This is a genomic window from Nonomuraea rhodomycinica, from assembly GCF_013363995.1.
In the GTDB taxonomy this organism is placed as follows: domain Bacteria; phylum Actinomycetota; class Actinomycetes; order Streptosporangiales; family Streptosporangiaceae; genus Nonomuraea; species Nonomuraea rhodomycinica.
This window is the reverse complement of sequence record NZ_JABWGO010000008.1, coordinates 379,360-393,637: the sequence shown is the minus strand read 5'-3', so window position 1 is coordinate 393,637 and position 14,278 is coordinate 379,360. Positions and strand designations below refer to the sequence as shown.

The following is a 14,278-nucleotide window of genomic DNA, read 5'->3' as shown; positions in this document are numbered from 1 at the left end:
TCACGGGGGCGGCTCGGCGGCGGCCTCGGCCTCGCGCGCCGCCGCCGCGGCCTCGCTGTAGCGGTGCAGCGCCTCGTACGTCTCGGTCAGCGTCGCCAGGCACATCACCAGCGCCGGGCCGCCGAGCGGCCGGGCCAGCGCGACGGCCTCCAGTGCGTGCGGTAACGCCTCGTCCGGCTGCCCGCGCCCGAGCAGCACCCGGGCCAGCGCGCGCAGCGCGCGCACCAGCAGCGGCGTGTGCGTGAGCGGATCCAGGCCGGCCAGCGCGCGGCTGCGCTCGACCGCCTCCCTGACGCCCCGGACCCGCGCCCGGCTCCTGCGCCGGCGCGTGTGCGCGTACGCCAGTAACCCCTCGACGGCGGCCACCTCCGAGGTGTCGCGCCGGGTCGTATCGTCCGGACCGTTCCGGGCCATGGCAGCCCCTCCCGCGGCCGACAACCGCTTGCTTGGGGCGTGAGGCTACACAGGGGAACCTTCCGTGTCGAGAGCGGCACGGAGCGTTCGGGATGCGCGCCGGAAAGATCACGGTAAAGATATGGTCATGGTGGAAGCGGCGGCCGAACGCGGAAAGCAGCTCTCGTCCCGGGTGTCCGAAGAAGGGGCGGGCTGGACCTGTGCCCGGATCGGCACGTTCGACCGGCTGCGCCCGAAGACCAAGGGCTTCACCTGGCTCGATCCCCGCACCCTCTGGCGCTCCCGCAACGAGATCCTGGCCGGACTGTTCGGCGACCCGTCGCCCGAGGTCCGCGAGCGCTGGGTGAGCGGACAGCTCGACGGCGGCGCCGACCCCGGCTTCCGGATCCGGCCCGGCCTCGGCGGCTCCTACGACTTCCTGCTGCTCGGCGACACCGGCGAGGGCGACGCCTCCCAGTACGCGGTCGTGCCGGGCCTGCTGCGCGTCGGCCGGGGGACGGCGTTCGCGGTGGTGGCGAGCGACGTCATCTACCCGGCCGGATCGGGCAACGAGTACGGGGACAAGTTCTTCCGCCCGTACCAGGACTACGACGCCCCCATCTACGCGATCCCCGGCAACCACGACTGGTACGACGGGCTCGGCGGCTTCATGCGGGTCTTCTGCGACGCGCCCCCGCTCAAGCCCCGCCCGGTCACCGGACGGCTGCGCGGGCTGCTGTGGCGCCGGCCCGAGACCATCGACGAACCCCGCCTGGCCGAGGCCCGCAAGCTGCGCGCGCGCCCCTCCCAGCAGGCCGCCGGCCCGGCCGCGCAGCCGGGACCGTACTGGGCGATCGAGAGCGACAGCCTGCTCGTCGTGGGCGTCGACACGGGCATCAGGGGCCTCATCGACCGGCGGCAGACCGCCTGGTTACGCGAGGTGTCGCTGGACCCCCGGCCCAAGATCCTGGTCACGGGCAAGCCCATCTACACCCGCAACGTGTACAAGCCCTCACCGCTGGAGGAGGGCGGGACCATCGACGACATCGTGCGCGACCCCCGCCACCGCTACGTGGCCGCCATCGGCGGCGACGTCCACAACTACCAGCGCTACCCCGTCCGGGTCGGCGACCGGGTCATCCAGTACGTCGTCTCCGGCGGCGGCGGCGCCTTCATGCACGCCACCCACACCATCGACCGGGTGGACGTCGCCGGCGTCCACGAGGACGACTTCAAGTGCTACCCGCTGCGCGGCGACTCCCTGTCGTTCTACAGCCAGCTCTACGCCCGGCGGCTCGGCATGAAGTGGCTCTACCTCACGCCCGCCGAGGCGGCCTGCGTCATGTCGGAGCGCATCGGCGGCACGCCCGTACGGCCGGTCGCGTCACCGGTGCGGATGACGGCGCGGATCAGATGGGCGGCGCGGCTGCTGGGGGGCTGGCCGTGGCCGCTGCGGCTGCCGGTCGACCGGGTCTTCCACCGCTACCTGTCGGAGCTGTCCGACTGGGACACGCCCCCGTTCTTCAAGCAGTTCCTCCACCTCTCCGTCACCCCGGACACACTCACCCTCCGCTGCTTCGCCGCCACCGGCTGCCTGGACCAGGAGCTGGAGCCGCCGCTGGAGGACGAGGTGCGGATCGCTTTGTCGTAGGCGCCTGGCACGCTGGGGGCGTGTACGTGGTGGTTGCGGGGGACGAGGTGCTCCCCCTGGGGTCTTCCGGTGTCACGGCCTGCGCCGATCTCGCGGCGGCCGTCCGGGAGATGGAGCGCGAGCAGCCCCGCTGGGTGTGGGCCGACACCCGCGACGACTACGTGCCCCTGCTGCGCGCCGGCGTGCGCGTCTCCCGCTGCCACGACCTCGCCCTCACCGAGGGCCTGCTGCTCGGCTTCGAGGGCCGGCACGGCGAGCCCCGCTCCGTCCGCGCCGCCCACGCCCGCCTGCGCGGCCTGCCGGTGCCCGACGAGCGGCCCAGCGAGCCGGACACCCTGTTCGCCCCCGAGCCGCCGCCCGCGGCCATGGTGGCCGAGGTGCTGGCCGACCAGCGGCGCCGCATCGAGGCGCTGCCCGACCCCGGCCGCTTCCGGCTGCTCGTCGCGGCCGAGTCCGCCGGGGCGCTCATCGCGGCCGAGATGGGCCACGACGGCATGCCGTGGCGGCGCGATGTGCACGACGCGCTCCTCGCCGACCTGCTCGGCCCGCGGCCCGTGCACGGCATGCGGCCGGCCCGGCTCCAGGCGCTGGCCGACGAGGTGTCGGCCGCCTTCGGCCACCCCGTCAACCCCGACTCGGTGCAGCAGCTCGTCAAGGCGTTCAAGGGGGCGGGCGTCGCGCTGAAGAGCACCCGCTCCTGGGAGCTCAAGCAGGTCGACCACCCCGCCGTCGCGCCCCTGCTCGCCTACAAGGAGCTGGCCCGCCTGCACAGCTTCCACGGCTGGACGTGGGCCGACCAGTGGGTCCGCGACGGCCGGTTCCGGCCCGAGTACGTGGTGGGCGGCGTGGTGTCCGGACGCTGGGCCACCTCGGGCGGCGGGGCGCTGCAGATCCCCAAGGTGATGCGGCGGGTGGTCGTGGCCGACGACGGCTGGACCCTCGTCGTGGCCGACGCCGCCCAGCTGGAGCCGCGCGTGCTCGCCGCGATGGCCGGCGACGTCGGCCTGGCCAGGGCGGCGGGCGAGATCGACCTGTACTCCGCGCTGGCCCAGGCGTTCGGCGGCGACCGCGGCCACGCCAAGATCGCGATGCTGTCCGCCATGTACGGCGGCACCAGCGGCGACGCCCCCAAGCTGCTGGCCATGATGCGCCAGCGCTTCCCCCGCGCCTACCAGTTCGTGGAGGACGCCGCCAAGGCGGGGGAGGAGGGGCGGCTGGTGCGCTCCTGGCTGGGCCGCACCTGCCCGCCGCCGTCCGAGCGGTGGCGCGGGCTCGTCTCGGGCCCCGAGGGCGGCCGGGCCGCGCGCGACCGCGGCCGCTTCACCCGCAACTTCGTCGTGCAGGCCACGGCCGCCGAGTGGGCGCTGGCCCTCATGGCGGTGCTGCGGGGGCTGCTGCCCGACCCGGCCAGGCTGGTGTTCTTCCAGCACGACGAGGTCATGGTCCACTGCCCCCTGGAGCAGGCGCCGCGGGTGGCCGAGGCGGTGTCCGCGGCGGCGGAGGAGGCGACGCGGCTGATGTTCGGCCGCACGCCGGTGCGCTTCCCCATGGAGGCGGTGGCGGTCTCCTCCTACGCCGACGCCAAGTGATTCCTTGCGCGTCGTCCCCGCGCCGTGGGCGCGCGCGTGGCTCCTGCCGAGGCTCTTACGCCGTCGGCGCGTGGCGTCTGCTGAGGAGCAGCCAGAGGGCGGCCAGCGTCACCATCAGCCCCACCACCAGCCCCAGCACCCCGTACGACAGCCCGCCCACGATCGCGCCCGCCACGACGGTGCCGGTGGCGCCGCAGACGTTCATCAGCAGGTCCGACAGGCCCTGCACGGCGGGCCGGCGCTCCACCGGCACCGACTCGCTGAGCAGCGCCGACCCGGCGACCAGCCCGCACGACCAGCCGAGCCCGAGCAGCACCAGCGCCGTGGTGACCTGCCACACGCGGTGGCCGGCCGTCCCCGCCAGGCACGCGGCGCTCAGCAGCAGCGCCATGCCGAGCAGCAGCACCGGCACCTTGCCCGCCTTGTCGGACAGCCAGCCGACCACGGGCGACAGGACGTACATGCCGGCGATGTGCAGGCTGATCACCAGGCCGATGACGTCGAGGGCCGAGCCGTCGTGGTGGAGCTTCACCGGGGTCATCGACATCACCGAGACCATCGCGGTGTGGCTGACCGCGACCATGACGAGCGCCCGCCGGGCCATCGGCGTGGAGCGCAGCGTCTGCCACGCCGGGCCGATCGTCCGCACACGGCCGGCGGGCACGGGGCGGGCGCCGTCGCGCTCGCGGGCCAGCTCGAGCGGGTCGGGGCGCAGCCCGGCCGCCACGATGACCAGCGCCCCAGCGAACGCCAGGGCCGCGAACGCGAACGGCCCGGCCTTGTCCACCAGGCCCAGGTCGATGCCGATCCGGTCGGTGGGCTCGGCCAGGTTCGGCCCGGCGACGGAGCCCACGGTGGCCGCCCACACCACCAGCGACAGGTGGCGGGCGGCGTGCCCCTGGGGCGACAGGTCGGTCGCGGAGTAGCGGGCCGCGAGGTTGCCGGCGCTGCCGCCGCCGACCAGGACCAGGCCGGCGAGCAGGAGCGGCCAGCTGCGGACGGAGATGGCGGCGACGGACAGCAGGCAGCCGGCCAGCGCCGCCACGTACGCCAGCGACAGGCCCGCCCGCCGTCCGCCGCGCGCGGCGGCCTTGGCCGCGGGGAGCGCCAGCAGCGCCGCCCCGAGCACGGTGGCGGTGCCCGCGAAGCCGCTGATGACCGTCGAGCCGGACAGCTCGTCCACCACCACCGAGCTCAGCGCGAGGCCGACCGCGACGCCCACGCCGCCGACGATCTGCGCGCCCGACAGGACGGCCAGGGTGCGACGCTGAATTCGGCGAATATCCTCATCGGAGGAAATGGATGATGATTTTGTGGGGGCGCTGGTCACCCGTGAAGTCTCCCATAGCCCGCAAGATCCTCCCAAAGAGGACAAGGCGCCTTTCCCGCCCGGCCGGCCCCATTCCGTGTCGGCGTGACATCAGCCCGCGGTTTCCGGAGGAGTGGATCAGAGCACGGTGACCGGGTCGCCCTGGGTCAGGACGCCGGGGCCGTCCGGGATGAGGTTGACGCCGAACCAGACCTTCCCGTCCCACTTGCGGTGCCGGGCGAGCGTGCGCGTGGGCTCCTTGCCCTTGGCCAGCGTCACCGGGTCGATCGTCGGCAGCACGCAGCGGTCGCAGCCCTTGCTGACCCGGAAGCCCACCTCGCCGATCCGCACCCGCTTCCAGGTGTCCTCGTCGAACGGCTCCGCCACGCCGTCGATCACCACGTTGGGCCGGAAGCGGCGCATCGACAGCGGCGGCCGGGGCTCCTCGCCCCGCTCGGCGGCCGTCTCGGCGACCCAGGCGTTGAGCCGGTCGAGGGAGGCGGTGGTGGTGAGCAGCAGCGGGTAGGCGTCCGCGAGGCTCACGCGGTCCTCGGGCCGGCTGTAGAGGGGATCGACGGCACGGCCTCGCGGGTCGTCCTGCCAGGCCAGCCGGGCCGGCTCCCCGAGCAGCCCCGACAGCCACGCCGCCGCCTCGTCGCCGCAGTCGGCCAGGTCCAGGACCTCCCTGGGGTAGGCCACCGTGATCCTGCGCGGCTCGCGCGGGACGACGCGCAGGGGCGCCTCGTGCGGCCCGGTCAGCGTCAGCGCGCCGCCCGCCGCCGGGTCCCCGTCGAGCTCGGCCACACAGGCGAGCAGCCGCGCGTGCGTACGCGCCGTCAGCAGCTTGCCGTCCCCGCCGACCACGACGAAACGCCGGTCGCCGGCGAGCCCCCACGGCTCCACCTCGGCCCGGCGCACCTCGTGGCCGCTCGTGGACTTCACCGGGTAGAAATGGATGCTCGCCAGCCTCATGCGTGGACCGTACCGCACGGCCCACGGCACCCCGCGCGGCGCCCGGGGCGTCGGGCGGAGCGCCTTCGCGGGGCACCACGGCGTCGGGGCGGAGCCTCTCCCCGGGGCGTCAGGAGGTCGGGCGGAAGGTCTCCAGGAAGACCTTGCGGGTCTGGGCCTGGTCGTCCCAGTTCAGCTCCGGCATGTCGAAGGTGATCTTGAACGCGGTCTTGTCGTCGATCGTGACGTACCGGGTCAGCGCGTGCATCGGGACGCCGTTGGAGCGCGCGTAGGTGTACTCCCAGTCCGCGGCCTTCCACGTGCGGAACGGCGTCGCCTGGAGCTGCACCTGGATGTAGCCCTCGACGCCGCCGTCCGCCTCGGCCCGGCCCAGCTCGGCCAGGCCGCCGTCCTGCTGCGGCGCGACCGGCTCGACCGCGATCCGCATGCCCGAGTCCTTCGGCCCCGCGAACGTCGTCCCGTCGCCGGACGTGGCCGCCTTCCAGGCGGCGGGCACGGCGGCCTTGAAGCCGGGCGGCGTGTGCTCCTTGTAGCCCTCCGGCACGGCCGCCACCTGGAGCGGCGCCGCCGTGGCGGCGGGCTCCGAGGTCGTCCCCGAGGTCGCGGACGTCGCCGGCGCCGGGGGAGCGGAGCCGGAGCCGGACGCGAGCACCACGGTGGCCGTCACGACGGCGCCCACGGCGGCCACCGAGGCGAGGACGAGGCGGGCTGTCGGCCGGCCGTCGCGCAGCCACGGGCCATCGTCGTCGCTCGGCCGCCGCCGGCCCTTCCCCGGGCGCGCGCCGTCGCGGGGCGGCGCGGACGGGCGGCGCCGCCGTACGTCCGCCGACAGGTCGCGGGAGTGTTCGCGCAGGTGGTCCTCGGAGGCCAGCGGCCAGGGGGTGGCGCGGCTGTCGGTGGTCAGCGGCAGGATGGGCTGCGGCCCCCGGCGGGGGCCGGACAGGGCGTTCGGGCCCGGGTGGTCGCCGAAGAGAGCGGCGGCGTCCAGGCGCTCGTCCGTGCCCGCGGCGGCCCGCAGCCGCCCCGCGAGGCTCGACGGATCGCCGGCCCCGGCGACTCCCGCGTCCCCGCGGGCTCCGGTGGCTCCCGCGCCTCCGCCCGTTCCGGCGAGTCCTGCGACTCGGCCGGTCCCGGTGGCTCCCGCGGGGCCGCCGGTGGGGAAGGAGGGCCCCGAGAGGCCGGGTCTCCCGGAGAGCACGTCAGCGCCGAAAGCTCCTGAGGTCCCGGAAGTCTCCGGCGTGCGCACGGCATGCGGTCCCGACGTGCCGCCGAAGGCGTCGAACCCCTGGGGCGGCGCCGGGATCCGTTCGGTGCGGTGGCCCCCCGACGCGCCGCCCGGCGTGTCGGGGCCCCCCGCGTACGGCCCCGCCACGTCGCCCATGCCCGGGTCGTACGGCACGCGCACCGGCCCCGACGGCGTCTCGACGATGCGCGACGGCATCGGCCCGGACGGCGGGTCGAGCGACGGCATCGGCCCGGACGGCGGGTCGAGCGACGGCGGCCCGGCCGGCGTCGGGTCGGGCGGCGCGGGCAGGGGCGACGACGGCGCCTCCGGGTTGCGCGGCCGGACGGAGCCGTTGGCCAGCAGGATGTGTTCGAGGGCGTCGGTGACCTGTGCGGCGGTGAGCCGCTCGGCCGGGTTCTTGCGCAGCAGCCCCTCGATGACGGGCAGCAGCGCCCCGGCGCGCTGCGGCCGGACCGGGTTCTGCGTGAGCACCGCGCCGAGCACGGCGATCGCGTCCGGCCCCTCGTACGGCGGGCGTCCCTCGACGGCCGCGTACAGCGTCGCGCCGAACGACCACAGGTCGGCCGCGGCCGTGATGGCCTGGCCCGACAGCCGCTCCGGCGGCACGTAGGCGGGCGAGCCCATGAGCAGCCCCGTCTGCGTGATCGTGACATCGCCCTCGATGGCGGCGATGCCGAAGTCGGTGAGCACCACCCGGTCGGCGGTGAGCAGCACGTTGCCCGGCTTGACGTCGCGGTGCAGGATGCCCGCCGCGTGGGCGTGCCGCAGCGCGTCGAGCACCCGGATGCCGATCTCCGCCGCCTGCGCCACCGGCAGGGGGCCGCTCTGCCGTACGGCCTGCTCCAGCGACCACGCGCGGAACAGCTCCATGACGATCCAGGGCCGGCCGTCCTCCTCGACCACGTCGTGGACGGTCACGATGCCCGGATGCGTCAGCCGCGCGGCCGAGCGGGCCTCGCGCAGCATGCGCCGGTACGCCACCTGCTTGCCCGCGTGGTCGAGCCCGAACGGCAGGATCAGCTCCTTGACCGCCACGTCACGGTCGAGCAGCACGTCGTGCGCCTGCCACACCATGCCCATGCCGCCCCGGCCCACCGGCGACATCAACCTGTAGCGCCGGCCGATCAAGCGTCCCTGGCTCCGTGACACGTCCCCCTGTGTGCCGGGCCCGCCGAGCAAGCGGTCGGCTGCCATTTCCGCCCCCAATGTCTCCCGCCTCATCGGTCACATGCGTCGCGCCACGCTTCCAGATTATGAGGTTCGACACGATATAGGCACGCCATTCCGGAACGGAAGCAGCATCAAGTCCTGACAAATCCCATTACGTCCGGAAATATCACTGATCAAATGGATCAAGCGCTGATTCTGCCAGGGCCAGCAAAGCGCTCGTGAACGCCTCCACCGGCGGGCTCACCAGCCCCGCCCCGACCTGCCCCGTGCCCGCCACGCGCCCGGCGATGCCGGTGTTGACGACCGGCAGCAGCCCCGTCCGCGCCACCAAGGTGACGTCGATCCCGACCGGCGTCCCGCGGAAGCCGAGCGCCGGGATCTGGTACGCCGGGTGCTCGGCGAGCGTGATCTCGTACATGGACCGGGTCGCCGCCACGGCGTCGGCCACCTCGCCGCCCACGAAGCGCACGATGGCCGGGGCCGCCGCCATCGCGAACCCGCCCAGCCCCGCCGTCTCGGTGATCGTGGAGTCGCCGATGTCGGGGTTCGCGTCGGCCGGCCCGTACGCGCCGAGGTAGAGCCCGTCCGGCACCCCCGCCGGCCCCGTGAACCACCGCTCGCCCAGCCCCGACACCTGTACGCCGAAGTCGGTGCCGTTGCGCGCCATGGCCACGACCAGCGACGAACCCGGCACGTCGCGGGCCGCGTCGGCCGAGACCTTGGCGGCGGCCATGGCGGCGTTGAGGAAGAAGTGGTCGTTGCCGCCGACGAAGCGCAGCACCTCGGCGGCGTGCCCCGGCGCCGCGTTCACCACGTACGGCGCCAGCTCGCGCAGCAGCAGGGAGGTGGCCGCGCGGTTGCGGTTGTGCAGCTCGTCGCCCATCTGCAGCGCCTGCGCGGCCAGCGCCCGCAGGTCGATCGGCCCGGCCAGCTCCACCGCCGCCGACAGGACCGGCCCCAGCACGTGGTCCATCCAGCCGAGCCGGTCCAGCACCTCCGGGCCGTACGCGCCGTAGCGCAGCACCCGGCCGAGCCCCTCGTTCAGCGAGCAGTACGCGACGCCGCCGTGGACGTCGTCGCGCACCTCGAACATCCACATCGACGGGCTCACCACGCCCGCCATCGGCCCGACGGTCCGGTGGTGATGGCACGGCTCCAGCCGCACCACGCCGGACTCCAGCCGGGCGCGGGCGTCCTCCTCGTCGATCGCGTACCCCTCCAGCAGCATGGCGCCGACGAGCGCGCCGCGCATCGGCCCCGACGCGCGTTCCCAGTCGAGGGGCGGGCCGGCGTGCAGGAACATCGGCTGCGGCAGGTGCAGCAGCTCCGAGGCGCGGCGCACGCCGACCAGCAGCGGGCGGGACGACGTCAGCCGGTCCACGGCCCGCTCGTTGGCGGCGCGCCGGCGCGGGTCGGCCAGGACCCGCGCGAGGGCGCCGGCGGTGCCGGGCAGCGGCGGCCGCCAGTCCACGGGGGTGGTGGGAACGGCCTGGGCCTCCAGGGCCTCGCGCAGCAGGTCCACGCCTGCTGTGACCACGTGGGGCGGGCCGGAGAGCAGGGTCATCGCAGGTCCCTCGCGTACCGGGCGGCCTGGGCGTTGGACACGAAGACGGACGCGCCGGCCTCGCGGAAGGCGGCGGCCTGCCGGTGCAGGTCCTGCGGGTCGCCCTCGGTGCCGACGAGCGCGACGACCACGGCGGCGGCGGGGCAGCGGGCCACGGCGGGCGCCAGCGACGCGGCCGGGTCCGGGTCGGCGCCGTGGCCGAGGACGACGTCGAGCAGCGCCACCTCGTCCGGGCCGACGCGGGCGAGCGCGTCCAGGCGCAGCGCCGGGTCGATCAGGGGATGGGCGCGGCCCCGCGTGTAGGCGTCGTCGCCGAAGTCGACGAACTCCTTCCCCTCCGCGACGGCGGGGGCCCCTCCTGCGATGGCGGCGGCCTCGGCGCACAGGGTTCCGCCCGCGTACAGGCCCCTGACCGCGCCCGGCCTCGGCGGGCGGCGCGCGGGAGCGGGCCAGGAGGGCCAGCCGGGCACGGGCGCGCCGAGCGCGCGCAGCGCCCGTTCAGCCGCCTCGGTCAGGTCGTCGCGCCCCGTCAGCGCGGACACGACGGGTGTGCGCAGCGACTCCACCACCTCCTGCACGGCCCGCGCCACCTCCGGGTCCGGCGGCTTGGACACCAGCACGACCAGCTCGGTCGCCGGGTCCTCGTCGAGCAGCCGCAGCGCCCGTACCGCCGACAGCCCGCCCACCTCGCGCGACAGGTCCCTGCCGCCGACGCCGAGCACATGACTCACGCCCGCGCCGGCCAGGTCCAGCAGCGAGGTCACCTGCTGCGCCCCGGTGCCCGACGCGGCGACCACGCCCACCGGGCCCGGCCGCAGGACGTTGGCGAAGCCCAGGCCCACCCCCGCGATCACGGCCGTGCCGCAGTCGGGGCCCATGACGAGCACGCCGCGCTCGGCGGCCAGCCGCTTGAGCAGCACCTCCTGCCGTACGGGGACGCCGTCACTGAAGATCATCACGTCGAGGCCCGCCTCGATGGCGTCCACCGCCTCCGGCAGGACGTGCTCGCCGGGCAGCGAGATCAGCGCCACCCCGGCGTCCTCGCCCGCCCGCGCGGCGGCCGAGCGGGTGGTGCGCGGGGCCGGCCCCTCCGCCCCCGCCATGCCGTACGCGGAGGAACCGGACGGGCCACGCGCGGACGACACGGCCGCCAGGAGCCGGTCCAGCTCCCGCTCGGCCGCCGCGACGTCCCGGCCGCGCAGCGCGACGAGCAGGTCGGCGGGCCCGGCCGGGGGAGGGTCGAAGCCGAGGTCGCGGGCCATGGCCAGGTTCAGCTCGGTGGCCATGGCGACCAGCGCCACGTCCATGCCGGGCAGGTCGGACAGCGCCCGGCTGACGCGCATGAGCGTCACGGAGTCGTGGTACACCCCGGCCCGCACCACGACCGCCGCCTCACCGGCCGCCGGGCTCACGCGCACTCCCGGGACGGGAAGGACCGCCGCGAGGGGCGGCAGGACAGGACCGAGCGGACGCCGATCGCGATCCCCTGGGCGAGGTCCGACCCCGACGTGTGGCCGAGGCCGTGCAGGCGGCGCAGGGCCGGCTCCAGCGGCCCCCGGCCCGCCAGGGCCCGCAGCACCGCGGCCACCTCCGGGCTGGCCTGTCCCAGCGCCGCGCAGTGCAGCAGCGTCGCCGACAGCGGCGTGGTGCGGGCGCGGGCGTCGTAGGTGACCGTGGCCGCGAGCCAGTCCGCCAGCCACACCGCCCGGCCGGCGCCCGTGGCCGCGCCGAGCAGCCGCAACGTCACCATCAGCCCGGCCAGCACGTCGTCACCGCTGGGCGTCAGCCCCGGGCCGAGCCCGACCAGCCGCTCGGCCGCCGTCAGCACGTCCAGCAGCCTCCCGCTCGCGCACCCGGACGCCAGCAGCTCCACCGCCGGCTCACCCGCCAGCGCGGGCTCCCCGGGCGTCAGGCCGGCCGCCGCCTCCCGCAGCCCGGCCGGGTCCGCCGCGCCCAGCGGCGGCGCCGGATCCCACCAGCGCGACGCGCGCAGGCGCAGCCGTCCCAGGCGCACGGCGCCGTCGCCCACGGACGCGTCGTCACCCACCGTGAGCCGCGGCGGCTCGCCCGCGAGCAGCACCGCGTTCGGCAGCCGGGTCGCGCCCGGCGCGAGCAGCGCGATGACCGACGGCTCCCGGTCCGTCCTGACCTGGAGGTAGGCCCCGGCGGGGAAGGCGGCGAGCACGCGGGCCGCGCGGCGCGGCGCGTCGAGCAGCGGCCGGACCGCCGTGCTCGCGGCACCGGTCGCGTGGACGTGCGGCCGCCTCGGGCGTGTACCGACGGTCACCGGACCTCCTCACCGCCTCTGGGCCTTGACGGTAGATCGATCGTTCAATCACGCCGTACGGAGAAATTTGCCAACAGTGCGCGAGAAGGTTGGCTCTTCCTGACAGACGCGTCCCGGGTCACAATCACCCCATGGAACCCCCCGTCCGCCCGGCCAGCACGGGAACGATCATCCATGGTCTGTCCGTCGGGGAGGTGCTCGGCGTCTCGACGCTCGCCCAAGCCCGGCTGATCGCGGGCAGGAGCGGCCTCGGCCGGATCGTGCAGCGCCTGAACGTCATGGAGGTGCCCGACGTCCTCGCCTGGGTCAAGCCGCACGAACTGCTCCTCACCACCGGCTACCCGCTGCGCAACACCCCCCAGTCGCTCGGCCGGCTGGTCGCCGACCTCGACGAGCGCGGGCTGTCGGCGCTGGCCATCAAGCTCGGCCGGTACGTGGACGAGCTGCCGGAGGAGATGGTGGAGCAGGCCGACCGGCTGGGGTTCCCGCTGATCCAGCTCCCCGACGACGTCGGCTTCGACGACATCCTCAACCAGGTGCTGACCGACATCCTCAACCGGCAGGCGGCCGTGCTCGCGCGGGGCGAGGAGGCGCACCGGGCGCTGGTCCAGGTGGTGCTGGCCGGCGGCGGGCTCGACGAGGTGACGGACGGGGTGGCGGGGCTGCTCGACGTGGCCGTGGCGGCGGTGGACGGCGCCGGCCGCGTGCTGGCGACTGCCGGGCCGCCGGGCGACGTGACGGTCCTGCGCGAGTCGATCGCCTCCGACGGCCCCGCCGTCCCGCCGCAGACCGTCCCGCCGCAGACCGTCCCGCCGCAGACCGTCCCGCCGCAGACCGTCCCACCGCACACCGTCCCGCCGGTGGACGCGCAGGCCGGGGGACGGGACTTCGTCTCGGTGCCCGTCGTCGCCGGGGGTCACCACCACGGCCGGATCGTCGCCTACAGCCCGTCGGGCGCCATCCGCGACACCGACGTCGGCATCCTGGAGCGCGCCGCCACCGTCGCCGCGCTCGTCGTCATCCGCCAGGAGGCGGTCAACGCCGTCGAGAGCAAGTACCGCGCCGACTTCCTGCGCGACGTCCTCACCGGCCGCGCCGGCACGGCCGAGCGGGTCGTCGCGCGCGCCCGGGCGTTCGGCTGGGACCTCGAACGGCCGGTCACCGTGCTGGTGGCCGAGCTCGACCCGGACAGCGACGAGCGCACCGCCCAGGACCGCCTGGTCACGAGCTGGACGGCGGCGACCCGCCGCCACGACGCGCGCGGCGCCGTCGCCGGGTTCTCCCACGAGGTGGTCGCCGTGCTCGACGCCAGGGTGGACGCGGCCCGGGTCGCCAAGGACGCGGCCTCTGCCTTCTCCGACACGCCGCCGGCCACGTTCTCCACCGGCACCTCCCGGCCGTCGCCCGGCGTCGCGACGCTGCCCGAGGCGTACGCCCAGGCCCTGAAGGCGGCGCGCGTCGGCCGCCAGCTCCACGGGCCCGGCGCGGTCGCCCACTTCGACCAGCTCGGCGTCTACCGGCTGCTCTCGCTGGTGAACGACACGGAGGAGCTGCACGCGTTCGTCCGCGAGACCCTGGGCCCGCTGGCCACCGACGACGACGCCGAGAACGCCGACCTGCGCCGGACGCTCCAGGCGCTCCTGGAGACCAACCTCAACGTGGCCGAGACGGCGCGCCGGCTGCACTTCCACTACAACACGCTGCGCTATCGCATCGGCAAGCTGGAGCGCCTGCTGGGCAACTTCACCGACGACCCGCACCTGCGGCTCAACCTCACGCTGGCGCTGCACGTCCTGCGGATGCGCGGCATCTAGCCGCGCCCCGGCCCGGGGGCGCCGTCTAGGCTTGGGTGCCGTGGAATTCGAACTGCGCTCCGAGTACATCCCGCTGTGCGACCTGCTGAAGTACTGCGGCATCACCGAGACGGGCGGCATGGCCAAGCACCTGGTGGCCGAAGGCATGGTGCTGGTGGACGGCGAGGTGGAGCTGCGCAAGACCGCCAAGATCCGGTCGGGTCAGGTGGTGAGCGGCGAGGGCTTCACCATCCAGGTGCGCTGAACCGCCTGCCGCACGGGAACTGACCTCGCCGTTCAGGTG

Annotated in this window: 11 protein-coding genes; 4 read left to right on the top strand and 7 right to left on the bottom strand. The window is 75.3% G+C overall.

Annotation, left to right across the window (positions count from 1 at the left end):
• Window positions 1–414 carry a tetratricopeptide repeat protein gene (locus HT134_RS29890; protein ID WP_175603777.1) on the bottom strand — a complete coding sequence of 138 codons (414 nt, stop codon included), beginning with the start codon at window positions 412–414 and terminating at the stop codon, window positions 1–3.
• A 121-nt stretch (window positions 415–535) separates the two neighbouring features.
• On the opposite strand from HT134_RS29890, the gene HT134_RS29885 reads away from it, so the two are divergent.
• Both HT134_RS29885 and HT134_RS29880 read left to right on the top strand, forming a co-directional pair.
• Window positions 536–2,044 (top strand): metallophosphoesterase family protein, encoded by a 1,509-nt coding sequence (locus HT134_RS29885; protein WP_175603776.1) that lies wholly within the window; start codon window positions 536–538, stop codon window positions 2,042–2,044.
• Window positions 2,045–2,064: 20 nt separating this feature from the next.
• Window positions 2,065–3,633 (top strand): bifunctional 3'-5' exonuclease/DNA polymerase, encoded by a 1,569-nt coding sequence (locus HT134_RS29880; protein ID WP_175603775.1) that lies wholly within the window; start codon window positions 2,065–2,067, stop codon window positions 3,631–3,633.
• A gap of 55 nt (window positions 3,634–3,688) precedes the next feature.
• On the opposite strand, the gene HT134_RS29875 is transcribed toward HT134_RS29880, so the two are convergent.
• From HT134_RS29875 to HT134_RS47820, 6 genes are all read right to left on the bottom strand, one after another.
• Entirely contained in the window at window positions 3,689–4,855 is a 1,167-nt protein-coding gene (locus tag HT134_RS29875) for an MFS transporter (protein WP_312888539.1), read from the bottom strand.
• Between the two features lie 225 nt (window positions 4,856–5,080).
• Window positions 5,081–5,914 carry an MOSC domain-containing protein gene (locus HT134_RS29870; protein ID WP_175603774.1) on the bottom strand — a complete coding sequence of 278 codons (834 nt, stop codon included), beginning with the start codon at window positions 5,912–5,914 and terminating at the stop codon, window positions 5,081–5,083.
• Window positions 5,915–6,023: 109 nt separating this feature from the next.
• Entirely contained in the window at window positions 6,024–8,288 is a 2,265-nt protein-coding gene (locus HT134_RS29865) for a serine/threonine-protein kinase (RefSeq protein ID WP_246365760.1), read from the bottom strand.
• 208 nt (window positions 8,289–8,496) lie between these two features.
• Window positions 8,497–9,894, bottom strand: coding sequence for a YlbE family protein (locus HT134_RS29860; RefSeq protein WP_175603772.1), 1,398 nt, complete (start codon window positions 9,892–9,894; stop codon window positions 8,497–8,499).
• Window positions 9,891–11,306 carry an AllF/FdrA family protein gene (locus tag HT134_RS29855; RefSeq protein ID WP_312888538.1) on the bottom strand — a complete coding sequence of 472 codons (1,416 nt, stop codon included), beginning with the start codon at window positions 11,304–11,306 and terminating at the stop codon, window positions 9,891–9,893. The genes HT134_RS29860 and HT134_RS29855 overlap by 4 nt, the downstream gene beginning before the upstream one ends.
• Complete coding sequence (locus HT134_RS47820) at window positions 11,303–12,181, bottom strand: oxamate carbamoyltransferase subunit AllH family protein (RefSeq protein ID WP_175603771.1); 879 nt, start codon at window positions 12,179–12,181, stop codon at window positions 11,303–11,305. Before HT134_RS47820 ends, HT134_RS29855 begins: the two co-directional genes overlap by 4 nt.
• Before the next feature lie 131 nt (window positions 12,182–12,312).
• On the opposite strand from HT134_RS47820, the gene HT134_RS29845 reads away from it, so the two are divergent.
• Together HT134_RS29845 and HT134_RS29840 are read left to right on the top strand one after the other, a co-directional pair.
• The gene (locus HT134_RS29845) at window positions 12,313–13,995 is read left to right on the top strand and encodes a PucR family transcriptional regulator (RefSeq protein ID WP_175603770.1); all 1,683 of its coding nucleotides are present in this window, start codon (window positions 12,313–12,315) and stop codon (window positions 13,993–13,995) included.
• A gap of 40 nt (window positions 13,996–14,035) precedes the next feature.
• Window positions 14,036–14,239, top strand: a complete 204-nt coding sequence (locus tag HT134_RS29840; RefSeq protein WP_312888537.1) for an RNA-binding S4 domain-containing protein — start codon at window positions 14,036–14,038, stop codon at window positions 14,237–14,239.
• Window positions 14,240–14,278: the final 39 nt, after the last annotated feature.